The sequence below is a fragment of the Streptomyces sp. TLI_105 genome, from assembly GCF_900105415.1.
GTDB lineage: Bacteria > Actinomycetota > Actinomycetes > Streptomycetales > Streptomycetaceae > Streptomyces.
Genome location: NZ_FNSM01000001.1, coordinates 2,160,211 through 2,183,885, shown reverse-complemented (window position 1 = coordinate 2,183,885; position 23,675 = coordinate 2,160,211). Strand labels below are relative to the sequence as shown.

At 71.4% G+C, this 23,675-nt stretch carries 18 protein-coding genes and 1 riboswitch; of the genes, 13 read left to right on the top strand and 5 right to left on the bottom strand.

Features of this window, described 5'->3' with window-relative positions; all coding sequences use genetic code 11:
- Positions 1-17 precede the first annotated feature (17 nt).
- The 3 genes from BLW86_RS09895 to BLW86_RS09885 all read left to right on the top strand — a co-directional run bounded on the left by BLW86_RS09895 (position 18) and on the right by BLW86_RS09885 (position 3,790).
- A complete protein-coding gene (locus BLW86_RS09895) occupies positions 18-905 on the top strand; it encodes a FadR/GntR family transcriptional regulator (RefSeq protein ID WP_093873687.1) in 888 nt (295 codons plus the stop codon).
- Between the two features lie 375 nt (positions 906-1,280).
- On the top strand, positions 1,281-2,828 hold the full coding sequence (locus BLW86_RS09890) for an RNA polymerase sigma factor (protein ID WP_093878596.1): 1,548 nt from the start codon (positions 1,281-1,283) through the stop codon (positions 2,826-2,828).
- Between the two features lie 143 nt (positions 2,829-2,971).
- Positions 2,972-3,790 carry a S1 family serine peptidase gene (locus BLW86_RS09885; protein WP_093873686.1) on the top strand — a complete coding sequence of 273 codons (819 nt, stop codon included), beginning with the start codon at positions 2,972-2,974 and terminating at the stop codon, positions 3,788-3,790.
- Between the two features lie 204 nt (positions 3,791-3,994).
- On the opposite strand, the gene BLW86_RS09880 is transcribed toward BLW86_RS09885, so the two are convergent.
- Complete coding sequence (locus BLW86_RS09880) at positions 3,995-4,228, bottom strand: DUF7455 domain-containing protein (protein WP_030687247.1); 234 nt, start codon at positions 4,226-4,228, stop codon at positions 3,995-3,997.
- A 433-nt stretch (positions 4,229-4,661) separates the two neighbouring features.
- On the opposite strand from BLW86_RS09880, the gene BLW86_RS09875 reads away from it, so the two are divergent.
- The 5 genes from BLW86_RS09875 (at position 4,662) to BLW86_RS09855 (ending at position 11,157) form a co-directional block, all read left to right on the top strand.
- On the top strand, positions 4,662-6,779 hold the full coding sequence (locus BLW86_RS09875) for a DNA gyrase/topoisomerase IV subunit B (RefSeq protein ID WP_093873685.1): 2,118 nt from the start codon (positions 4,662-4,664) through the stop codon (positions 6,777-6,779).
- Positions 6,780-6,933: 154 nt separating this feature from the next.
- A complete protein-coding gene (locus tag BLW86_RS09870) occupies positions 6,934-8,145 on the top strand; it encodes a sensor histidine kinase (RefSeq protein ID WP_093873684.1) in 1,212 nt (403 codons plus the stop codon).
- Positions 8,146-8,219: 74 nt separating this feature from the next.
- Positions 8,220-8,984: a response regulator gene (locus BLW86_RS09865; protein ID WP_256341656.1), complete on the top strand. Its 765-nt coding sequence runs from the start codon at positions 8,220-8,222 to the stop codon at positions 8,982-8,984.
- 140 nt (positions 8,985-9,124) lie between these two features.
- Positions 9,125-9,568, top strand: coding sequence for a DUF485 domain-containing protein (locus tag BLW86_RS09860; protein WP_256341273.1), 444 nt, complete (start codon positions 9,125-9,127; stop codon positions 9,566-9,568).
- Positions 9,565-11,157, top strand: coding sequence for a solute symporter family protein (locus tag BLW86_RS09855; RefSeq protein WP_093873681.1), 1,593 nt, complete (start codon positions 9,565-9,567; stop codon positions 11,155-11,157). The genes BLW86_RS09860 and BLW86_RS09855 overlap by 4 nt, the downstream gene beginning before the upstream one ends.
- Before the next feature lie 37 nt (positions 11,158-11,194).
- Here the strand turns inward: BLW86_RS09855 and BLW86_RS09850 are convergent, their stop codons facing one another.
- Both BLW86_RS09850 and BLW86_RS09845 read right to left on the bottom strand, forming a co-directional pair.
- Positions 11,195-11,884: a DUF7342 family protein gene (locus tag BLW86_RS09850; RefSeq protein ID WP_093873680.1), complete on the bottom strand. Its 690-nt coding sequence runs from the start codon at positions 11,882-11,884 to the stop codon at positions 11,195-11,197.
- Complete coding sequence (locus BLW86_RS09845) at positions 11,881-13,560, bottom strand: sensor histidine kinase (RefSeq protein ID WP_093873679.1); 1,680 nt, start codon at positions 13,558-13,560, stop codon at positions 11,881-11,883. Before BLW86_RS09845 ends, BLW86_RS09850 begins: the two co-directional genes overlap by 4 nt.
- 112 nt (positions 13,561-13,672) lie before the next feature.
- On the opposite strand from BLW86_RS09845, the gene BLW86_RS09840 reads away from it, so the two are divergent.
- Complete coding sequence (locus tag BLW86_RS09840) at positions 13,673-14,746, top strand: CobW family GTP-binding protein (protein ID WP_256341272.1); 1,074 nt, start codon at positions 13,673-13,675, stop codon at positions 14,744-14,746.
- 61 nt (positions 14,747-14,807) lie between these two features.
- On the opposite strand, the gene BLW86_RS09835 is transcribed toward BLW86_RS09840, so the two are convergent.
- Positions 14,808-16,277: an FAD-dependent monooxygenase gene (locus BLW86_RS09835; RefSeq protein ID WP_093878595.1), complete on the bottom strand. Its 1,470-nt coding sequence runs from the start codon at positions 16,275-16,277 to the stop codon at positions 14,808-14,810.
- A 104-nt stretch (positions 16,278-16,381) separates the two neighbouring features.
- On the opposite strand from BLW86_RS09835, the gene BLW86_RS09830 reads away from it, so the two are divergent.
- The gene (locus BLW86_RS09830; protein ID WP_093873677.1) at positions 16,382-17,041 is read left to right on the top strand and encodes a TetR/AcrR family transcriptional regulator C-terminal domain-containing protein; all 660 of its coding nucleotides are present in this window, start codon (positions 16,382-16,384) and stop codon (positions 17,039-17,041) included.
- A gap of 70 nt (positions 17,042-17,111) precedes the next feature.
- On the opposite strand, the gene BLW86_RS09825 is transcribed toward BLW86_RS09830, so the two are convergent.
- Entirely contained in the window at positions 17,112-19,568 is a 2,457-nt protein-coding gene (locus tag BLW86_RS09825; protein ID WP_093873676.1) for a DNA gyrase/topoisomerase IV subunit A, read from the bottom strand.
- A gap of 181 nt (positions 19,569-19,749) precedes the next feature.
- Between BLW86_RS09825 and BLW86_RS09820 the strand changes: the two genes are divergently transcribed.
- The 3 genes from BLW86_RS09820 to BLW86_RS09810 all read left to right on the top strand — a co-directional run bounded on the left by BLW86_RS09820 (position 19,750) and on the right by BLW86_RS09810 (position 23,642).
- Entirely contained in the window at positions 19,750-21,099 is a 1,350-nt protein-coding gene (locus tag BLW86_RS09820; RefSeq protein WP_256341271.1) for a M16 family metallopeptidase, read from the top strand.
- The gene (locus tag BLW86_RS09815; protein WP_093873674.1) at positions 21,096-22,493 is read left to right on the top strand and encodes a M16 family metallopeptidase; all 1,398 of its coding nucleotides are present in this window, start codon (positions 21,096-21,098) and stop codon (positions 22,491-22,493) included. The genes BLW86_RS09820 and BLW86_RS09815 overlap by 4 nt, the downstream gene beginning before the upstream one ends.
- A gap of 200 nt (positions 22,494-22,693) precedes the next feature.
- Positions 22,694-22,859: riboswitch (cyclic di-AMP (ydaO/yuaA leader) on the top strand.
- A 12-nt stretch (positions 22,860-22,871) separates the two neighbouring features.
- Positions 22,872-23,642, top strand: a complete 771-nt coding sequence (locus tag BLW86_RS09810; RefSeq protein WP_093873673.1) for a M23 family metallopeptidase — start codon at positions 22,872-22,874, stop codon at positions 23,640-23,642.
- Positions 23,643-23,675 lie beyond the last annotated feature (33 nt).

The window sequence follows — 23,675 nt, the reverse complement described above, 5'->3', positions numbered from 1 at the left end:
ACGCCGACAAAGGATGCGTGAGTACCCTTGCGCACACCATGATGACCGCCGCCCGCCCCGTCGACTCCGGCCTCGGCGCCCCGGGCGATCTCGACCGCTACCCCTACCCGGAGGCGCCCGCCGCCGGCCGTGTGAGCCCGCCCTCCTGGGAGGGGGTGGACACCGAGCTGGGTCGCGTCGGCCGTCGGCCCGCCGGTAATCGGGGCCGCGGACTGCACGGGCAGCTCGTCCAGCAGCTCGGCCAGATGATCGTCTCCGGCGACCTCGGGGCCGACCGTCCGCTCGTCCCCGAGGAGATCGGCCAGCGGTTCGAGGTCTCGCGCACCGTCGTGCGCGAGTCGCTGCGCGTACTGGAGGCGAAGGGGCTCGTCAGTGCCCGCCCGAACGTCGGTACGCGGGTCAGGCCCGTCAGCGACTGGAACCTCCTCGACCCCGACATCATCGAATGGCGCGCCTTCGGCCCGCAGCGCGACGACCAGCGCCGCGAGCTGAACGAGCTGCGGTGGACGATCGAGCCCCTGGCCGCCCGCCTGGCCGCCGGACACGGCCGCGAGGACGTGCAGCAGCGCCTCGCCGACATGGTCGAGATCATGGGGCACGCGTTCGCCCAGGGTGACGGCATCACCTTCTCGCGGGCCGACACGGAGTTCCACTCCCTCCTGATCCAGCTGGCCGGGAACCGCATGCTGGAGCACCTCGCCGGCATCGTCGCCGCCGCCCTCCAGGTCTCCGGCGGTCCCGTCACCGGCTGCGACCGGCCGAGCGAGGCCTGCCTGGCCCACCATGCCCGGATCGTGGACGCGCTCGCCGCCGGGGACGCCCACGGAGCCGAGAGCGCCATGCGGCAGCTGCTCACCGTCCACCCCGAGGTGGAGCGCGTCGTCCCCGCCCCTCGCGAACACTGACCCGCGGGCCGTGGCCGGGAGGGCGGAGGTGTGCACCGCGTGCCGCCGGGTTCCGGGCGCCACCCGGGACCCGGCAGGGTCTCCCCGGGCGGCGCCCGGGTTCCGGAGGCGCGAATGTACGACGATCTCCCGCTTTGGCCGTTTCGTCGCAAATGAGGTGTGACTCGGGCCACGAAGATTGGGCGTAACACTCCTCCGAGCCGTGCGATGACCTAAGAGGTGACAGCCGAGGAAGGAATACAGCAGCCGACGGAGGCGCTGTGCAGTTCCCCGGCCCAGCCCGCGCCGTCGACACATTCCCCGTCGACGGTCGTCGGCTCCAGCCCGATCCAGGGCGGGGCCGGAAGCCGTTTCCATCGTTCCGAGAGGTTGTTCGTGTCGGCCAGCACATCCCGTACGCTCCCGCCGGAGATCGCCGAGTCCGAGTCTGTGATGGCGCTCATCGAGCGGGGAAAGGCTGATGGGCAGATCGCCGGCGATGACGTGCGTCGGGCCTTCGAAGCCGACCAGATTCCGCCAACCCAGTGGAAGAATGTTCTGCGCAGCCTCAATCAGATCCTCGAGGAAGAGGGTGTGACGCTGATGGTCAGTGCAGCGGAGTCGCCGAAGCGCGCCCGCAAGAGCGTCGCAGCGAAGAGCCCGGCCAAGCGCACCGCCACCAAGACCGTCACCGCCAGGACGACCGTGACGAAGAGCACCGTCTCGGCCTCCACGGCCCCCGCGGCCGAGGGCACCGACCCGGCCGACGAGGCCGGATCCCCCGCCAAGAAGGCGGCCGCGAAGAAGACCGTCGCCAAGAAGGCGGTGGCCAAGAAGACCGTCGCCAAGAAGACGGCGGCCAAGAAGACCACGTCCAAGAAGGACGCCGAGGAGCTCATCGAGGGCGAGGAGCTCCTCGAGGACGTTGCACCCGGCAAGGGCGAGGACGAGGAGACCGAGGGCGAGAGCAAGGGCTTTGTCCTGTCCGACGAGGACGAGGACGACGCTCCGGCGCAGCAGGTCGCCGTCGCCGGTGCCACCGCCGACCCGGTCAAGGACTACCTCAAGCAGATCGGCAAGGTCCCGCTGCTCAACGCCGAGCAGGAGGTCGAGCTCGCCAAGCGCATCGAGGCCGGTCTGTTCGCCGAGGACAAGCTCGCGAACTCGGACAAGCTGGCTCCGAAGCTCAAGCGCGAGCTGGAGATCATCGCCGAGGACGGCCGCCGGGCCAAGAACCACCTCCTGGAGGCCAACCTCCGTCTGGTGGTCTCGCTGGCCAAGCGCTACACCGGCCGCGGCATGCTCTTCCTTGACCTGATCCAGGAAGGCAACCTGGGTCTGATCCGCGCCGTCGAGAAGTTCGACTACACCAAGGGCTACAAGTTCTCCACGTACGCCACCTGGTGGATCCGTCAGGCGATCACCCGCGCCATGGCCGACCAGGCCCGCACCATCCGTATCCCGGTGCACATGGTCGAGGTCATCAACAAGCTTGCGCGCGTGCAGCGCCAGATGCTCCAGGACCTGGGCCGCGAGCCCACCCCGGAGGAGCTGGCCAAGGAGCTCGACATGACCCCCGAGAAGGTCATCGAGGTCCAGAAGTACGGCCGTGAGCCGATCTCCCTCCACACCCCGCTGGGTGAGGACGGCGACAGCGAGTTCGGCGACCTCATCGAGGACTCCGAGGCGGTCGTGCCGGCCGACGCGGTCAGCTTCACGCTCCTCCAGGAGCAGCTGCACTCCGTCCTCGACACGCTCTCCGAGCGCGAGGCGGGCGTCGTCTCCATGCGCTTCGGTCTCACCGACGGCCAGCCGAAGACGCTGGACGAGATCGGCAAGGTCTACGGCGTGACGCGAGAGCGGATCCGCCAGATCGAGTCGAAGACGATGTCGAAGCTCCGTCACCCGTCGCGCTCGCAGGTCCTGCGCGACTACCTCGACTGATCCGTACGAGGTACGCAGCGACACGCGGAAGGGCCCGGTTCCCCGAGAGGGGGAGCCGGGCCCTCCGGCTTTGCGCGGGTGCACGGCGGGGACGTGTGCTGGACGCTGGGTGAACCGACATCACCCGAGAGTCAGGAGGCTCCATGCGTGGTTTCCTCACCCGAGCATTGACGGGTGCCCTGGGCTTGGCCGCCGCAGCGGCGGGGCAGCTCGCCACCGCCGGTCCCGTGGCCGCCGACAGCGTCGTGGTGGGCGGGCAGCCGGCCCAGATCACGGACGCGCCGTGGGTCGTGGCGCTGTCCAGCCGTGACCGGTTCGGAGGTACGCGGGCGGGTCAGTTCTGCGGGGGTGTGGTCGTCGCGCCGACCAAGGTGCTCACGGCGGCCCACTGCCTGGGCCGTGAGGTGCTCGGCGGGGAGCCCTGGGAGGTACGCGACTTCGTGGTCATCGCCGGTCGCGCGGCGCTGCGCGGACAGGAGGGGGAGGAGGTCCGGATCTCCGACACCTGGATCAACCCCGACTACGACCCGACGACCAACTCGGGTGACCTGGCCGTGCTGACGCTGGTGAGCGCGCTGCCGCAGTCGTACGTGATCGGCGTCGCCCGGTCGGGAGACGCGGCCTACGCGCCCGGGGCGGAGGCGGACGTCTACGGCTGGGGTGACACGACCGGGAACGGCGCCTACTCCTCCACGCTGCGGACGGCGCGCGTCCAGGTGCTGCCGGACACGGCGTGCGAGCGGGCTTACCCGGGCGGTTTCGGCGTCCGTTACCAGCGCGGGACGATGCTGTGCGCGGGCGACCCGCAGGGCGGGAAGGACGCGTGTCAGGGAGACAGCGGGGGACCGCTGGTGGCCAAGGGGCTTCTCGTCGGTCTCGTGTCCTGGGGCAGCGGCTGCGGGCAGGCGGAGAACCCGGGCGTCTACACGCGGGTCTCCGCGGTACTTCCGGCGCACTTCTGAGCCGCGCCCGGAGGACGGGCGCGGATCTGCCCTGGATCCCGACGGGTACGGAGGACACCGACTCTCGCCGAGGACAGGGGACGCCGATTCCGCTGGAGGCGGAAGGGCGTCGGGCACGAGAACGGGCGGTCACCCTCGCGAAACGCGTGGGGCGACCGCCCGCCGTCCGGTCAGCGACCGGCCCTGGGCTCGTCGTGGATGGCGTCAGGCGTGGTCTTCGCCCATCGTGCGGGCCGGCACGTCCGTGAGCCGGTCCGTCTCATCCTGTATCTCAACGGCGATCTTCTTGAGTTCCGGCTCGAACTTACGTCCGTGGTGGGCGCAGAAGAGCAAGTCACCTCCGCTGGTCAGAACGACGCGCAGGTATGCCTGGGCGCCGCAGCGGTCGCAACGGTCAGCGGCCGTCAGGGGGCTCGCGGGGGTCAGAACAGTAGTCACGTCGCCTCTTCTCTAGCTCGACGAGCTGTCGTACCAGGGTCAACATCCAACCAGGCCGAAAACGTTCCCGCTCGTGCCTTTTCCTTGAAACTTCTTCCCAAGGTGGCTGTCTGCTGCCGGTTGGCGGCGAATGGGCCGTATTGCGTCGCTCTACGGATTTCGCGTTGCTTGTGTTGGTTAGCCCTCCCGGCGGGGTTGCCGGTTGTTCATGAGGACGTGCCCGGAGCCTAAATGGTTCATGCCTGGAAGGGAACGTGATGTTCACGTCACCCCATCGAGGGATCGAACATCCATGCGAGGCTGGACTAGCATGAGGAATCGGGGAGGGTGGCGTTACAACGGCTCTACCAGGCATCGGTACCCTCTGAGCGGTGACCGACGCCGGGCCTTACCCCACCGGGCCAGATTTCAAATTCAGCGAGGAGCGAACCGCGTGACCGCCGAGACGTCCGTGCCGTCCAGTGCGCTGCTGACCGCAGACCGTGACGGTTCCAACTACACCGCTCGGCACCTGCTCGTACTCGAAGGGCTCGAAGCGGTCCGCAAGCGCCCTGGTATGTACATCGGGTCCACCGACAGTCGCGGCCTGATGCACTGCATCTGGGAGATCATCGACAACTCGGTCGACGAGGCCCTCGGTGGCTACTGCGACCACATCGAGGTCATCCTCCACGACGACGGCTCCGTGGAGGTCCGGGACAACGGCCGGGGCATCCCGGTCGACGTCGAGCCGAAGACCGGCCTCTCCGGCGTCGAGGTCGTCATGACCAAGCTGCACGCCGGCGGAAAGTTCGGCGGCGGGTCGTACGCGGCGTCCGGTGGTCTGCACGGCGTCGGCGCCTCCGTCGTCAACGCCCTGTCGGCCCGCCTCGACGTCGAGGTCGACCGGAACAGCGCGACCCATTCCATCTCCTTCCGTCGTGGCGTCCCCGGCATCTTCACCGAGCCGGGCCCCGACAGCCCCTTCGACCCGGCCAACGGCCTCATCAAGGGCAAGCGCGTCCCCAAGGCCCGCACCGGCACGCGCATCCGCTACTGGGCGGACCGGCAGATCTTCCTCAAGGACGCCAAGCTCTCCCTGGAGACGCTCCACCAGCGCGCCCGGCAGACCGCCTTCCTCGTCCCGGGCCTCACCATCGTCGTCCGCGACGAGCGGGACCTGGCCGGCGTCGGCAAGAGCGAGGAGACCTTCCGCTTCGACGGCGGCATCAGCGAGTTCTGCGAGTACCTCGCCCAGGACAAGGCCGTCTGCGACATCCAGCGCCTCACCGGGCAGGGCACCTTCAAGGAGACCGTCCCGGTCCTCGACGAACGCGGCCACATGACCCCGACCGAGGTCACCCGTGAGCTCGCCGTCGACGTCGCCCTGCGCTGGGGCACCGGCTACGACACCACGGTCAAGTCCTTCGTCAACATCATCGCCACCCCCAAGGGCGGCACCCACGTCTCGGGCTTCGAGCAGGCCATCACCAAGACGGTGAACGAGGTGCTGCGCTCGGCCAAGATGCTGCGCGTCGCCGAGGACGACATCGTCAAGGACGACGCCCTGGAGGGACTCACGGCCGTCGTGACGGTCCGCCTCGCCGAGCCGCAGTTCGAGGGGCAGACCAAGGAGGTGCTCGGCACCTCCGCCGCCCGCCGGATCGTGGCGAACGTGGTGGCCAAGGAGCTCAAGGCCTTCCTCACCTCCACCAAGCGGGACGCCAAGGCGCAGGCCCGCGCCGTGCTCGAGAAGGCCGTCGCCGCGGCGCGGACCCGGATCGCGGCCCGTCAGCACAAGGAGGCGCAGCGCAGGAAGACCGCGCTCGAGTCCTCCTCGCTGCCGGCCAAGCTCGCGGACTGCCGCAGCGACGACGTGGAGCGCAGCGAGCTCTTCATCGTCGAGGGAGACTCGGCCCTCGGCACGGCCAAGCTCGCCCGGAACAGCGAGTTCCAGGCCCTGCTGCCGATCCGCGGAAAGATCCTCAACGTCCAGAAGTCGTCCGTCTCGGACATGCTGAAGAACGCCGAGTGCGGCGCGATCATCCAGGTCATAGGAGCGGGCTCGGGCCGCACCTTCGACATCGACGCCGCCCGGTACGGCAAGGTCATCATGATGACCGACGCCGACGTCGACGGCTCCCACATCCGCACCCTGCTGCTCACGCTCTTCCAGCGCTACATGCGGCCCATGGTCGAGCAGGGCCGCGTCTTCGCCGCAGTGCCGCCGCTGCACCGGATCGAGCTCGTCCAGCCCAAGAAGGGCCAGGACAAGTACGTCTACACGTACTCGGACAACGAGCTGCGGCAGACCCTGCTGGAGTTCCAGCGCAAGGGGGTCCGCTACAAGGACGCCATCCAGCGCTACAAGGGTCTGGGCGAGATGGACGCCGACCAGCTCGCGGAGACCACGATGGACCCGCGCCACCGCACCCTGCGCCGGATCAACATCGGCGACCTGGACGCGGCGGAGCAGGTCTTCGACCTCCTCATGGGCAACGACGTGGCACCCCGCAAGGAGTTCATCACCGGCTCGGCGGCGACGCTCGACCGCTCGCGCATCGACGCCTGAGCGTCTCCACCTGTGGGTGGAGCCACACGCTCCACCCACGGGCCGATCACATCGGCGCCCACTCTCCGTAGCATCGAAGTGTCGGAGGGGGACGGACATGGGCGAGAAGCGCGATCCAGGACTCGCGAGCACGGGCACGATGACGAGCGCGAGTATGGGGACGGGCGAACGGGCACGGACCGGCAGGGGGCGGGCGCGCGGCGCTTCCTGGCGCTCCTGGCCCTCGCGGGAGGCGCTCACCCGCGTCGGTGTGCCCCGGGGTCGGATCGTTCTCGACCACACCATGATCGCGGGCCTGAGCGTCCTGGTGGTGACCGGCTGCTACACCTCGGGCGCGTTCGACGGCTGGTACGCCCCCTTGCCTCCGCTGGGGTTCGGGCTGTGCGTGGTCGCGGCGCTGCGGTATCACCACACGACCCTGGACCATCGCCTGGCGGCCTCGCTGGGACTGCTCGCGGCGATCGCGCTCTGCGGCCTCGGAGCCTATGCGGCAGGCGCCCCGACGCCTGCGACGGTGATCTGGATCGTCGTCTCGATCATGGCGATGGAGAGACTGCCGCTCCCCGCGGGACTGGCCACCGTGGTGGTCCTCGTGGCCGGGTTCGTGGAGGCCGACGAGACGGGGATCATCGGGGCCGGTCTCACCACGGCGGCCGTGCTGCTCGCCGGCTACTCGCTCCGGCTGGACGCCGAGGCACGGGGGGCCGGGTTCCAGCTGCTCGCCCAGGAAAGGCTCGCCCGGGAGGCGGAGGCCGCCTCGGCGGCGCTCGCCGAACGGGCCAGGATCGCCCGGGAGATACATGACGTGCTCGCGCACAGCCTCTCCGCCCAGATGGTGCACCTGGAGGTCGCACGGCTCCAGATCGAGGCCGGAGCGGACCGCTCGGAGATCCTCAAGCTCGTGACCTCAGCCCGTTCCATGGCCAGAGAGGGACTCGCCGAGACCCGTCACGCGCTCTCGGCCCTGCGCGGGGACATGGCGCCGGTCGAGGACTACCTGCGGGAGCTGGCGCGGGAGGACCGTGCCGAGGTCGATGTCACCGGCGAGCGCCGGGATCTGCCCGCCGAGGCCTCGCAGGCGGTGCGGCGGGTCGCGCAGGAGGCCCTCACCAATATCCGCAAGCACGCACCGGGCGCCCGGACCAGGATCCGGTTCGCCTACGGGACGGGCGAGATCTCCCTGGAGATACGCGACTCCGGGCCGCCTCGGGCGGTCGACGGCACACGAGCGCCGAAGGAGCTGGGGGCCTCCGGTTCCGGGTACGGACTGCTCGGCATGAGAGAGCGGGCCGAACTGCTCGGCGGCAGCCTGGATGCGGGGCCCGAGGGGGCCGGGTTCACGGTGCGGCTGCGGGTGCCGGCGTGAGCGCCGCGAACGGCGACCGGGTCGCACGAGTCGTCGTCGCCGACGACCAGGCCGTCGTGCGGGAGGGGATCGTGATGCTGCTGGGCCTGCTTCCCGGGATCGAGGTCGTCGGGTCGGCTCGGGACGGGGAGGAGGCGGTCGCGCTCACGGCCGAGCTCGCTCCCGACGTCGTCCTGATGGATCTGCGGATGCCCCGCTGCGACGGAGTCGAGGCCACTCGTCGGATCCGTGACCGGCACCCCGGGACGGAGGTCGTCGTGCTCACCACCTACGCCGACGACGACTCGCTGTTCCCGGCGCTGAGGGCCGGGGCGCGCGGTTACCTCACCAAGGACGCCGGCGGGGAGGAGATCGGGCGGGCCGTACGGGACGTGATCGACGGGCGGGCCGGGCTCTCCCCCTCCGTGCAGCGGCGGCTCCTCGAGCGGCTGATCGACCGGGAGGACCGAGACGGCAGGGACGGCCGGAGCGACCAGGAGGACCGCAGCGGTCGGGGTGATCGGGAGGGCCAGGGCGAACGGGCCGATCGGACTGGTCCCGGGACCGGATCCGGGCCGTGGCCGGTGACGGGCGGGGGCCCCGGGGCGGCGCCGGGGGCGGGCGGCTCGTCCGGGCCGTACGCCGACGGGCTGACCGAGCGGGAGACGGAGGTGCTCGCGCTGGTCGCGGACGGGCTGTCCAACTCGGAGATCGCGGGGCGGCTGCGGATCTCCACGGCCACGGTGAAGACCCATATCAACAACCTCTTCGCCAAGACCGGGGTGCGCGACCGTGCCCAGGCCGTGCGGTACGCATATCAGCACGGTCTGGTCAGGGCGCCCGGGAGAAGAGTCACCTGATGGGGTGAAGAGAGAAGGGAGAAGAGTCCGGGATGTTCCCGCTCTGTCCATCCTTGGGCACGCGGCCGAAACGGTTCGCTGACAAGGAGAGTTGGTCGGTGGAGCAGGTGGACATGCAAGAGGGGCGCGACACTACGGCGATGGCGGTCGACGACCCCTGGTACGACGCGACGGCTTCCGGTTGGGGCGGGGAGGCGGCGGCCGGGGCGCCCGGCGACGGCCGCCCCGACGCGGTGCCGCGGCAGCGGGTCCACAGCGCGGCGGAGATCTATCTGGAAGTCCAGCGGAGCCCCGCCTTCCAGGAAGTGCGGGGCCGCTACCGCCGGTTCGTCTTCCCTGCCACCCTGGCGTTCCTCCTGTGGTACCTCGCCTATGTGGTGGCGGCGACCGTCGCGCCCGGGCTGATGGCGCGACCGGTGGCCGGAGCGGTCAACGTGGCGATGGTCGCGGGGCTCGGACAGTTCCTCACCACCTTCCTGCTGACCTGGGCTTACGCGCGTCATGCGCGGCTGCGCAGGGATCGGGCCGCACTGGAACTGCGCTGGGACACGCAGGAGATGACCCGAGGGGTGGTGCAGCCGTGACCGGAAGCCACCAGACCCTGGCGCTCGTGCTGTTCAGCGTGTTCGTCGCCGTGACCCTGGGGATCACCACCTGGGTGAGCCGCCACCGGCACGGTTCGGCGGAGGAGTTCTACGCCGGAGGGCGACTGTTCTCCCCCCTGGAGAACGGCTTCGCCATCGCCGGGGACTACATGTCCGCGGCCTCCTTCCTGGGCATCTCCGGGCTGATCGCGCTCTACGGCTACGACGGCATGCTGTACTCCGTCGGCTTCCTCGTCGCCTGGCTGCTCGTGCTCCTGCTGGTCGCCGAACTGGTGCGTAACTGCGGGCGGTTCACGCTGGCCGACGTCGTCGCCGCGCGGATGGCGGAGCGGCCGGTGCGGATCGCCGCCGGAACGTCCTCGGTGGCCGTCTCCGTGCTGTACCTCGTGGCCCAGATGGTGGGCGCGGGGAGCCTGGTGGCGCTGCTGCTCGGCGGTTCCAGCGAGGCCGCGCGCTCGTGGACGGTGATCGGCGTGGGCGCGCTGATGGTGATCTACGTGACGCTCGGCGGCATGCGGGCCACCACGTGGATCCAGATCGTCAAGGCGGTCCTGCTCATGGCGGGCACGATCGCGCTCACCGTCCTCGTCCTGCTCCGTTTCCACGGCGACGTGAACAGCCTGCTCTCCACCGCGGCCGAGCGCAGCGGCCACGGCCTGGGCTTCCTCGCGCCCGGGCTGCGCTACGGCGGGGACTGGACGGCCCGCCTCGACTTCATCAGCCTCGGGCTCGCCCTCGTCCTGGGCACGGCGGGGCTGCCGCACATCCTGTCGCGCTTCTACACCGTGCCGACCGCCCGTGCCGCCCGTCGCTCCGTCGTCTGGTCCATCGGGCTCATCGGCGGCTTCTACCTGATGACCATCGTGCTCGGCTTCGGCGCGGCCGCGCTGATCGGCCCCGACGCGGTCCGTGCGTCCAACGCCTCCGGGAACACCGCCGTGCCGCTGCTCGCACTCGACCTCGGCGGCGGCGCGGGCTCCACCGGCGGCACGGTGCTCTTCGCGGTCGTCGCCGCCGTCGCCTTCGCGACCATCCTCGCCGTCGTCGCGGGGATCACGCTGGCCTCCTCGGCCTCCGTCGCCCACGACCTGTACGCCTCGCTGCGCCGTCGGCACGCGAAGCAGTACAGCGAGGTGGCCGTGGCCAGGGTCGCCGCCGCCGTGATCGGGGCGGCCGCCATCGGCCTCGGACTGCTCGCCCGCGACCTCAACGTGGCCTTCCTCGTCGGACTGGCCTTCGCGGTCGCGGCCTCCGCCAATCTGCCGGTGCTGCTCTACTCGCTGTTCTGGCGGAAGTTCACCACCCGGGGCGCGGTCTGGTCGGTGTACGGCGGCCTGATTCCCGCGGTGCTGCTCGTCCTGGTCTCTCCGGTCGTCTCAGGCAGCCCGGAATCGCTGTTCCCGGGCGTCGACTTCCACCTCTTCCCGCTGCAGAACCCGGGAGCGGTCTCCATCCCGCTCGGCTTCCTGGCCGGATGGATCGGTACGGCCACCTCGCCCGAACCGCCCGACGAGGCCCGGCACGCGGAGACCGAGGTGCGCTCCCTGACGGGCGCGGGTGCCGTCTGACCGTCCCGGGTGCCGTCTGACCGTCCCGGGCGGGGCGTCAGCCGGTGGACGGTGAGCTCGCCCAGGCGTACCGGTGCTCGGGGCGGCCCGTCTCGCCGTACCGGAGGGAGAGGCGCACCCGACCGGTGCGTTCCAGGAGCTTGAGGTAGCGCTGGGCGGTCTGGCGGCTGACTCCGGCCCGCTCGGCGATCTCCTGAGCGGACAGCGGGCCGTCGGCGGCGAGCAGGACCTGCCGGACCACCTCGGCCGTGGTGGGGGAGTGGCCCTTGGGCAGGTCGGGGGCGACGGCGCCCGCCGACAGGACGCCGAAGATCCGGTCCACCTCGGCCTGCTCCGCCTCGCCGCCGGTCTCCAGGGTGCGGCGGAGCGTCGCGTACGCCTCCAGCTTGGCGCGGAGGCCGGCGAAGTTGAACGGCTTGACCAGGTACTGCAGTGCCCCGTGCCGCATCGCCGACTGCACGGTGGCCACGTCACGGGCTGCCGTCACCATGATCACGTCGCACTGGTGACCGCGCGCGCGGAGCTCCCGTACCGCCGCGAGCCCGTTCTCGTCGGGCAGGTAGTGGTCCAGGAGGATCAGGTCGACCGGCCGGCCGGCCAGGGCGGCGAGCGCCTCGGCGGTCGAGTGGGCGAGGGCGACGACCCGGAAGCCGGGCACCTTGGCGACGTAGGCGGCGTTGATCCGCGCGACCAGCACGTCGTCGTCCACCACGAGCACGTCGATCATCGCGCCTCCTCGGGGGACCCCGGGCCGACGGATTCCAGGCCGGCGGACTCCGGTTCGGTCAGGACGTCCGGGAGGACGACCGTGAACACGGCGCCGCCCTCGGCGCCGTCGGCCACCTCGGCGGTGCCGCCCCGGCGCTCGGCGAGGCGGCGCACCAGGGCGAGGCCGAGTCCGCGCTTGCCGTGGGACGGCAGCGCCTTCGTCGTCCAGCCCTCGGTGAAGATCAGCTCGCGGCGGTCCTCCGGGACGCCCGGGCCGCTGTCCGAGACCCGCAGCACCACCGTACGGCCCTCGGCGCGGAAGGAGACCTCGATGCGGGCGCCGGGGGTGCCGGCGACGGCGTCCAGGGCGTTGTCCACCAGGTTGCCGACGACGGTGACCAGCTCGCGCGGGTCGACGAGCCGGTCCGGCAGCAGGGAGTCGGGCGCGAGCCGCAGCGAGACGCCCCGCTCGGCGGCGACGGTCGCCTTCCCGACCAGGAGCGCGGCGAGGAGCGGGTCGTGGACCTTCTCCGTGACCTGCTCGGCGGTGGCCCGGTGCACGCCGACCACCTCCGTGACGAACTCGACCGCCTCCTCGTGCATCTCCAGCTCCAGGAGACCGAGGAGGGTGTGCAGCCGGTTGGCGTGTTCGTGGTCCTGGGCGCGGAGCGCGTCGATCAGGCCCCGGGTGGAGTCGAGCTCGCGTCCGAGGCGTTCCAGCTCGGTGCGGTCGCGGAGGGTCGCCACCGCGCCGCCGTCGTCCGTGGGCATCCGGTTGGCGATCAGCACCCGGTGCCCCCGGACGGTGAGCAGGTCCTCGCCGGTGACCCGGCCCGCGAGGACGTCGGCGGTCCGGCCGGCGCCGAGGACCTCGTCGAGCGGTCGGCCCTCGGCCTCGGGGCCGAGGCCGAGGAGGCGCTGCGCCTCGTCGTTCATGAGCCGTACGGAGCCGTTCCGGTCGAGGGCCACGACGCCCTCGCGGATGCCGTGCAGCATGGCCTCGCGCTCGGCGAGCAGGGCGGAGATGTCGGAGAAGGCCAGGTCGTGGGTCTGCCGCTGGAGCCGCCGGGAGATCAGGTAGGCCGCGAGCGCCCCGGCCGCGAGCGCGCCGCCCGCGTAGGCGAGGAGGCCGGGGATGGCGGCGAGGAGCCGGTCGCGGACGCTGTCGTACTCGATGCCGACGGAGACCGCGCCGACGATCCGCCCGTCGGCGTCCCGCAGCGGCACCTTGCCGCGTGCCGACCGGCCCAGGGTGCCGCTGTCGATCTCCATCACCTCGTGACCGGCGAGGGCGCTGCTCGGGTCCGTGGAGACGATCCTGCCGATCTCGGCGGGGTCGGTGTGCGACCAGCGCACCCCGTGGGTGTCCATGACCACGACGTACTCGGCGCCCGTGGAGGTCCTGATCCGCTCCGCCTCGGTCTGGACCGGGCCCCGCGCGGACGGCGGGCTCCCGGTGAGGTCCGCGGCGAGCCGGGGCGACGCGGTGGTCCCGGCGATGGCCAGGGCCCGCCGCATGGCCTGGTCGTCGAGCTGGGCGCTCAGCGGGGCGAGGAAGAGGCCGGTGGCGAGGACGGTCACACCGGTCGCGATGGCCAGCTGCATCAGCAGGACCTGCGAGAACACCCGCTGCGGCCACCCGAACCGTCGACGGCGCGCGCGGGGGCGCGGGGGGCGGGTCTGTGCGGGGCTCATGCCGGAAACGGTAAGGGGACGCGGCCCGGGACCGGAAATGGTGACGGAACGGACGCTTATTGTGGGGGTTTCCCACGCCCGTGGGATCTCGGAGGAATCGGAGGCACGTCCCTTGAGCACGCAGCAGATCCCCGTCGTCGTCCTGGCCGGGTTTCTCGGAGCCGGGAAGACCACGCTCCTCAACCATCTGCTGCGCAGCGCCCGGGGCACCCGGATCGGAGTCATGGTCAACGACTTCGGTGCCATCGGCATCGACGCGATGACCGTCGCCGGCCAGGTCGGCTCCACCGTCTCCCTCGGCAACGGCTGCCTGTGCTGCGCCGTCGACGCCGGCGAGCTCGACGAGTACCTGGAGGTCCTGACCCGGCCCGAGTCCCGGCTCGACGTGATCGTGATCGAGGCGAGCGGGCTCGCGGAGCCGGAGGAGCTGGTCCGCATGGTGCTGGCCAGCGAGAACGAGCGGGTCGTGTACGGAGGGCTCGTCCAGGTCGTCGACGCGTCCGAGTTCGCGGCCACCCGGCAGCGGCACCCCGGGACCGACCGGCACCTCGGCCTCGCCGACCTCGTCGTCGTCAACAAGGCGGACCGGGTGGCCGCGGACGAGCTGCGGAGCGTACGGGAGACGGTGGTCGGACTCGCCGGGCGCGCCGCCGTGGTCGAGGCCTCCCACGGGCGCGTCGACCCGGAGCTGCTCTTCGACCGGGTCGTACCGGAGGGCGAGATCGAGGGACAGATGTCGATCGAGGACATCCTGTACGGCTCCGAGGACGCCGACGACGCCCATCCGCACGCGGCCTACGAGAGCCTCTCGGTGACGGCCACGACGCCGCTGCACCCGCGCCGACTCATGGCCTTCCTCGACTCGCGCCCCGAGGGCCTCTACCGGATCAAGGGCTTCGTCGACCTCGGCCCCGCCGATCCGGCCAACCGCTATGTCGTGCACGCGGTCGGCCGCTTCCTGCGCTTCTACCCCGAGCCCTGGCCCGCCGGCGAGGAACGCCTCACCCAGCTCGTCCTGATCGGCTCCGGCATCGACACGCCCGCCCTGCGCAAGGAGCTCGCCTCCTGCGAGCTGAACGGCCCGCAGGACGTCCCGGACGAGCACGCCATGTGGGGCGTCCTGCGGTATGTGTCCGGCAGCGAGGACGAGCCGGAGACGGAGGCCGAGGCGGACCGGATCGGCTAGGCCGTACCCCGCGGTGCGGTCCGTCTCGCCCGTGTGGGGCAGACGGGGCCGTACCGGAGCGTTACGCGTCGGCCGGGACGAGAGCCCCGGCGCTCTCCGGACGACCGCCGCCGACCGTCGTGAGGTAGTCGTCGAGGCCGTCGGCGGTGGCTCCGGCCCAGCCCACGTAGCCGTCGGGACGTATCAGGAAGAGCCCCGTGCCGTACGGCTCGTACGCGGCGAGACGGGCCGTGCGCAGCTGCTCCGGCACCGACACCGGAAGCGGGACGCCGACCCCCAGCAGCGTGAAGTGCGGCCCCCGGAACAGGTCGAAGAGCCGGCCCTCGCCGCACGGACCGTCGGGAGCGCGGTCGCCGGCGCGGAGCGCGTCGTCGGCGAGCCCGTCGCGGGTCTCCACGGAGAGTGTCGAGTCCCGGTATCCGAGGCCGAGCTGCTGGACCTCCGCGCCGCGCTGGGTGCTCTCGCCTCCGGCGCCGGCCCGGTGGATGCGGGTGCTGATGCCGAGGACGTCGGCCGCGATCGACTGCCGCTCGGCCTCGTACGAGTCGAGCAGTGCGGGCGGGGCGCCGTGCCGCAGCACCTGGCCGAGCTTCCAGCCGAGGTTGTACGCGTCCTGGACGCTGGTGTTGAGGCCCTGGCCCCCCGCGGGGGAGTGCACGTGGGCCGCGTCGCCCGCGAGGAAGACCCGGCCGTCGCGGAACCGGTCCGCCATCGCGGCCCGTGCGCGGAAGCCGGAGGCCCACACCACCTCGACGATGTCCGCCCCGGTCAGAGGGGTCCGGGCGGCGACGAGCGCGCGTACCGCTTCGGGCGTGGTGTCCTCGACCGCCGCCTCGTCCTCGAACGCGGCGATCAGCTGGAACTGGTCACCCCCGGGCAGCGGGCACAGCGCCACGCCGCCGCCCGGAGCCTTGGGCCAGATGTGCCAGTTGCCGCGGTCGACGATCGCGTCGGGGGAGAGGCGGACGTCCGCGACGAGCATCGGACGGGGGTCGACCGTCTCGCCCGTCATACCGATGCCGAGCGCCTTGCGGACGGTGGAGCGCCCGCCGTCGGACGCCACCAGATAGGACGCCCGCACCGTCTCGCCGGTGGAGAGCTCCGCCACGACCCCCTCCTCGGACTGGCGCAGCCCCGTCAGGGCGGTGCCGAAGAGGACGTCGCCGCCGAGCTCCACCAGGCGCTCGTACAGCACCTCCTGAGTGCGGGACTGTGGGATCAGCAGCACCTCGGCGTACGGGACCTGCTCGGTCGGCTCGGAGCGCTCCACCATGTCCCATTCGCCCTGACGCTCGGCGCCCTCCCAGCCGAGCATCCGCGGATAGGGCGACCCCGCCGCCCGGATCGCGGGCAGCGCGCCGAGGTCGTCGAACACCTCCTGGCTGCGCGGCTGGATCCCCTTGCCCCGCGAGCCGAGGAAGAGACGGTCGGCCTTCTCGACCAGGAGGGCGCGCACGCCCCGGCGGGCCAGGTCGATGGCGAGCACCAGTCCCGTGGGCCCCGCTCCGACGATGACGACATCCGTGTCCATGTCCGTGCTCACGTCCCTGCCCCCGCTTCCTTAACGCCGTTAAATTCCGATGGGTCGAGCATCCCCTTAACGCCGTTAAGTTGTCAAGGGGATAACGTGACGGGGTGGTGACCAAGAAGACGACCCGGCTGCAACCCGAGACGGTGGCGGAGACCGCCCTGCGCCTGCTGAACGAGCGCGGTCTCGAAGGACTCACACTGCGCGCCATCGCCCAGGAGCTGCATGTCCAGGCGCCCGCGCTCTACTGGCACTTCAAGAACAAGCAGGCGCTGCTCGACGAGATGGCGACCGTGATGTACCGGCAGATGGTCGCCGACCCCGCGGCCCGGCCGCCCGGTGACGTGAGCTGGCAGGAGCGGATCCTGGCGGTCAACCGGGGCCTGCGCGCGGGGCTGCTGCGCTACCGCGACGGCGCCAAGGTCTACAGCGGCGCCCGCTTCACCGGCACCGACCACGCCGCCGACATGGAGGAGCAGCTCGGCGCCCTCGTCGACGCGGGTTTCTCGCTGCGCGACGCGGTGCGGGCCAGCACCACCGCGTACATGTACACGCTCGGCTTCGTCACCGAGGAACAGGGCACCGAAGAGGCGCCCGGACAGACCCGTGAGGGCTTCGACGTCGACCAGCGCGCGGAACGCCTCGCCGACTTCCCGCTCGCGGCCGCCGCCGGGGCGGAGATCTTCACCGACTACGACAGCCGCTTCGAAGAGGGACTGCGCCTGATCGTCGCCGGGATCCAGGCGACCTACGCGCCCGGCGCGTGACACGACGACGCCCCCCGCCCCGCGCGACGGCGCGGAACGGGGGGCGTACGAAACGGAACCCGGAGACCGGCTAGCTCGCCGGGCCGGCCACCACGTCCACCGGCTTCGCCAGTGGCGTGCCCGAGCCGTCGCGGCGGGGGTCCGCCTCGGGCAGTTCCACCGGGGTGCCGGTCTTCTGGGCGGCGCGGGCCGGGGTGGCGCCCGCCCAGGCGAAGGTCAGGACGTCCTCGCCCTTCAGGAAGCGCTGGCAGCGGACGCCGCCGGTGGCGCGGCCCTTGCGCGGGTACTGGTCGAAGGGGGTCAGCTTCGCCGACGTGCCCGTCGAGGAGTCCAGGGTGCCCGTGGAGCCCGCGACGGTGAAGACCACGGCATCGGCCGCCGGGTCGACGGCCGTGAACGAGATCACCTCGGCGCCCGCGGTGAGCTTGATGCCCGCCATGCCGCCCGCCGGGCGGCCCTGGGGCCGCACCTGTGAGGCCTGGTAGCGCAGCAGCTGGGCGTCGGAGGTGATGAAGACCAGGTCCTCCTCGCCCGTCCGCAGCTCCGTCGCGCCGACGATCCGGTCACCGTCCTTGAGGGTGATGACCTCCAGCTCGTCCTTGTTCGCCGGGTAGTCCGGAACCACGCGCTTCACCACGCCCTGCAGCGTGCCGAGGGCGAGGCCCGGTGAGGACTCCTCAAGGGTGGTCAGGCAGACCACCGTCTCGTCCGCCTCCAGGGAGAGGAACTCCGACAGCGGTGCGCCGCCCGCCAGGTTCGGGGTGCTCGCGGTGTCCGGGAGCTGCGGCAGGTCGATCACCGGGAGGCGCAGCAGCCGGCCGGCCGAGGTCACCACGCCGACGTCACCGCGCTGGGTGGCCGCGACCGCCGAGACGATCACGTCGTGCTTGGACCGCTTGCCGTCCTCCGCGGGCGGGAGGTGCTCGGTCACCGTCCGGGCCAGCAGGCCCGTAGAGGAGAGCAGCACGCGGCACGGGTCGTCCGCGACCTCCAGGGACACGGCCGTGACGGGCGCGCCCGCCGACTCCAGGAGGACCGTCCGCCGGTCCGTGGCGAACTTCTTGGCGACGGCCGCCAGCTCCGCCGAGACCAGCTTGCGCAGCTCCGCGTCGGAGTCGAGGATCCCGGTCAGCTCGTCGATCTCGCCGTTGAGGCGGTCGCGCTCGGTCTCCAGCTCGATGCGGTCGAACTTGGTGAGGCGGCGCAGCGGGGTGTCCAGGATGTACTGCGTCTGGATCTCGCTCAGCGAGAAGCGCTCCATCAGGCGCTCCTTGGCCTGGGCGGAGTTCTCGCTCTCCCGGATGAGCCGGATGACCTCGTCGATGTCGAGCAGTGCGACGAGGAGGCCCTCGACCAGGTGGAGCCGGTCGCGCTTCTTGGTACGGCGGAACTCGGAGCGGCGCCGGACCACCTCGAAGCGGTGGTCGAGGTAGACCTCCAGGAGCTCCTTGAGGCCGAGGGTCAGCGGCTGTCCGTCGACCAGCGCCACGTTGTTGATGCCGAAGGACTCCTCCATCGGCGTCAGCTTGTAGAGCTGCTCCAGGACCGCCTCGGGCACGAAGCCGTTCTTGATCTCGATGACCAGACGCAGGCCGTGGCTGCGGTCGGTGAGGTCCTTGACGTCCGCGATGCCCTGGAGCTTCTTGGAGCCGACCAGGTCCTTGATCTTGGAGACGACCTTCTCGGGGCCCACCGTGAAGGGCAGCTCGGTCACGACGATGCCCTTGCGGCGCGCCGTCACGGTCTCCACGGTCGCGGTGGCGCGGATCTTGAAGGAGCCGCGGCCCGACTCGTACGCGTCCTTGATGCCGGAGAGGCCGACGATCCGGCCGCCGGTCGGCAGGTCGGGGCCGGGCACGAAGCGCATCAGCGTCTCGAGGTCGGCGTTCGGGTGGCGGATCAGGTGGCGGGCGGCCGCGACGACCTCGCCGAGGTTGTGCGGGGGCATGTTCGTCGCCATGCCGACCGCGATCCCGGACGCGCCGTTGACCAGCAGGTTCGGGTAGGCGGCGGGGAGCGCCACCGGCTCCCGCTCCTGGCCGTCGTAGTTCGGCGCGAAGTCGACCGTGTCCTCGTCGATGGACTCGGTCATGAGGAGCGCGGCCGGGGCCATCCGCGACTCGGTGTACCGCATGGCGGCCGGCGGGTCGTCGTTGCCCAGGGAGCCGAAGTTCCCGTGGCCGTCGACGAGGGGGAGACGCATGGAGAAGGGCTGCGCCATGCGGACCATCGCGTCGTAGATCGACGCGTCGCCGTGCGGGTGGAGCTTGCCCATCACCTCGCCGACGACACGGGCGCACTTGACGAAGCCGCGGTCGGGGCGGAGCCCCATCTCGCCCATCTGGTAGACGATGCGGCGCTGGACGGGCTTCATGCCGTCGCGGGCATCGGGGAGGGCACGCGAGTAGATCACCGAGTACGCGTACTCGAGGAAGGAGCCCTGCATCTCGTCGACGACGTCGATGTCGAGGATTCGCTCCTCGAACGCGTCGTCCGGCGGCGGTGTCTTCGTGCTGCGGCGGGCCATCGCGGCTGCGGCTCCTTCACCAACATGGTTGATCTGACGCGGACCATTGTGGACCGTGCCACCGACAACGCCGACCGCGACCCGGAAGAGGGACATCACGAAGGGTCGGGAACTTCGCCAGGTGTCGGCGCGCTTGCATACAGTGGCAGGACTTTTTCACATCGCGATCGAAGGGACGTACATGCCCATGGGTCACACGGCCACGGCCGAGGCCGGCTCCGGCGGCCTGACAGCGACCGAGCACCGGTTGGCGAACGGCCTGCGCGTGGTGCTCTCCGAGGACCACCTGACCCCGGTCGCCGCGGTCTGCCTCTGGTACGACGTCGGCTCGCGTCACGAGGTCAAGGGCCGCACGGGCCTCGCCCACCTCTTCGAGCACCTGATGTTCCAGGGGTCGAAGCAGGTGCACGGGAACGGCCACTTCGAGCTGGTGCAGGGCGCCGGCGGCTCGCTCAACGGCACGACGAGCTTCGAGCGCACCAACTACTTCGAGACCATGCCCACGCACCAGCTGGAGCTCGCGCTCTGGCTGGAGGCCGACCGCATGGGCTCGCTGCTCGCCGCCCTGGACGACGAGTCCATGGAGAACCAGCGGGACGTCGTCAAGAACGAGCGCCGCCAGCGCTACGACAACGTGCCGTACGGCACGGCCTTCGAGAGGCTGACCGCCCTCGCCTACCCGGAGGGCCACCCCTACCACCACACGCCGATCGGCTCCATGGCCGACCTGGACGCGGCCACCCTGGAGGACGCGCGGAACTTCTTCCGCACGTACTACGCCCCGAACAACGCGGTGCTGTCCGTCGTCGGCGACATCGACCCGGTGCAGACGCTCGCGTGGGTCGAGAAGTACTTCGGTTCGATCCCCGCCCATGACGGCAAGCCCGAGCCGCGCTCCGGCGACCTGCCCGAGGTCATCGGCGAGCAGCTGCGCGAGGTCGTCGAGGAGGAGGTCCCGGCGCGCGCGCTGATGGCCGCCTACCGGCTGCCGCACGACGGCACGCGCGCGTGCGACGCCGCCGACCTGGCCCTGACGGTCCTGGGCGGCGGGGAGTCCTCCCGCCTGCACAACCGCCTGGTCCGCCGTGACCGTACGGCCGTCGCCGCCGGCTTCGGCCTGCTGCGGCTCGCCGGGGCGCCCTCGCTGGGCTGGCTGGACGTCAAGACCTCCGGGGGCGTCGAGGTCCCGCAGATCGAGGCGGCCGTCGACGAGGAGCTGGCCCGGTTCGCAGAGGAGGGCCCCACGCCCGAGGAGATGGAGCGCGCGCAGGCCCAGTTGGAGCGCGAGTGGCTGGACCGGCTCGGGACCGTCGCCGGCCGCGCCGACGAACTGTGCCGGTTCGCCGTGCTGTTCGGCGACCCGCAGCTCGCCCTGACCGCCGTCGACCGCGTCCTGGAGGTCACCGCCGAGGAGGTGCGGGCGGTCGCCGCGGCCAAGCTGCGTCCCGACAACCGCGCGGTGCTCGTCTACGAGCCCCTGGCGACCGAGCAGAGCGAGAACGGCGACGAGGAAGAGGGAGCGGACCAGTGACCGACGCTGCCGTGTCTTTGACGAGCATGGACTTCCATCCGCAGCCCCAGCCGGGCGCCGCCAGGCCGTGGGCCTTCCCGGCCCCGGACCGCGGGAAGCTGGACAACGGTCTGACCGTGCTCACCAGCCACCGTCCCGGCCAGCAGGTCGTCGCCGTGGAGATCTTCCTGCCGGCCCCGCTGGACGCCGAGCCCGCCGGTCTCGACGGTGTCGCCACCATCATGGCCCGCGCGCTCTCCGAGGGCACCGACCAGCACAGCGCCGAGGAGTTCGCGGCCGAGCTGGAGCGCTGCGGCGCCACGCTCGACGCGCACGCCGACCACCCGGGCGTACGGGTCTCCCTGGAGGTCCCCGTCTCCCGGCTGCCCAAGGCGCTCGGTCTGCTCGCCGAGGCCCTGATCGCCCCGGCGTTCCTGGAGACCGAGATCGAGCGCCTGGTGCGCAACCGTCTCGACGAGATCCCGCACGAGACGGCCAACCCGGCGCGCCGCGCGGCCAAGCAGCTCTCCAAGGAGCTGTTCCCGGCGGAGTCCCGGATGTCCCGGCCGCGCCAGGGCACCGAGGAGACCGTCACCGCGATCGACGCCGCCGCCGTCCGCGCCTTCTTCGACGCGTACGTCCGGCCGGGCACGGCCACCGCGGTGGTCGTCGGCGACCTGACCGGGGTCGACCTCGACAAGGTCCTCGCCGAGACGCTGGGTGCCTGGACCGGTGAGCCGGCCGAGCCGCTCCCGATGCCGCCGATCACCGCCGACGACACCGGACGGGTCGTCATCGTGGACCGCCCCGGCGCCGTCCAGACGCAGCTGCTGATCGGCCGGATCGGCCCCGACCGGCACGACCGCGTCTGGGCGGCCCAGGTCCTCGGCACGTACTGCCTCGGCGGCACCCTGACCTCGCGTCTGGACCGGGTCCTGCGCGAGGAGAAGGGCTACACGTACGGCGTGCGGGCCTTCGGCCAGGTGCTCCGCTCGGACGCCGAGGGGAACGGCGCCGCGATGCTCGCCATCAGCGGATCCGTCGACACCCCCAACACCGGCCCGGCTCTCGAGGACCTGTGGAAGGTGCTGCGCACCCTCGCCGCCGAGGGCCTCACCGACGCGGAGCGCGAGACGGCCGTGCAGAACCTCGTCGGGGTGGCGCCCCTCAAGTACGAGACGGCCGCCTCGGTCGCCGGGACGCTCGCCGACCAGGTCGAGCAGCACCTCCCGGACGACTTCCAGGCCCAGTTGTACGCGCGCCTGGCCGAGACCGGCACCGTCGAGGCGACGGCCGCCGTCGTCAGCGCCTTCCCGGTGGACCGGCTCGTCACCGTGCTCGTCGGCGACGCGGCGCAGATCGCGGAGCCGGTGCGCGCGCTCGGCATCGGTGAAGTGACCGTCGTGACGGGCTGATTCCGGCTCCGGGACGACAACGGGAGGGCCTCGGCGGCATAGTTCGTCGGGGTCCTCCCCTATGTCCGTATTGGGATCAAGGGTGATCGTTTGCCCTGTGGCATGTCTTACAAAAGTCCTGTCCGGTTGGTGATTGAAAGACGATCCGCATAGCGTCGGGGCGGCTGTTCGTCAGTTGCACGTGCCGCAGCCGCGGCATCGGACAGTCATCGCCGAGTCCCCGTCAGGCGCGAGCCTGGGGAGCCGGGGACCCACACGCAGTCCCTGGGGTGAATCGGGCGCCTTCGTCTCGTACGGAGGGGCTCGTAGGAGACCTTCCTGCTCCGAACCCGTCAGCTAACCCGGTAGGCGAGAGGGAAGGAAAGGATCAGCCCTTACATGGCGTTCACCCGTGCCACCGGGAAGCATCGTGCTCCGAGCCGGATGGCGCGCCGCAGCGTGGGCATCGCCGGCGCCGCGACGCTCGCCACCACCGGCGTCATCGGAACCCTCGCCTCCCCGGCGCTCGCCGCCGACACGGACAACCGCTCCGTCGAGGACACCGGTCTCACCCAGGTGATCACCGAGGACTCCCTCGTCGACCGGATCAACGCCCAGGCCGCCGCCCAGGAGCAGGAGGCCGTCGAGGCCATCGCCAAGGCGAAGGCCAAGGCCGAGGCGAAGCGCAAGGCCGAGGCCCGCGCCAAGGAGATCCGCCTGGAGCACGAGCGCGCCGCCCGCGAGGCCGAGCGCCGCCGCCTGGCCTCCTTCCAGCTCCCCGTCGCCGGCTCGTACGTCTCCACCGGCTACAAGACCGGCGGCTCGCTCTGGTCCTCCGGCAGCCACTCCGGCATCGACTTCCACGCCGCCTACGGCACCCGGGTCGTCTCCGTCGGCTCCGGCACCGTCGTCGAGGCCGGCTGGGGCGGCGCGTACGGCAACAACATCGTCATCCGGATGAACGACGGCACGTACACCCAGTACGGGCACCTCTCCTCCATCGAGGTCTACGTCGGCCAGACCGTCGAGCCGGGCCAGCAGATAGGCATCTCGGGTTCGACCGGCAACTCCACCGGCCCGCACCTCCACTTCGAGGCGCGCACGAGCCCCGAGTACGGCTCGGACATCAACCCGATCACGTACCTCCGCGCCCGCGGCGTCAACGTCTGACCCCGTCCCGCCACGCCGCGCACCGCGTCGCAA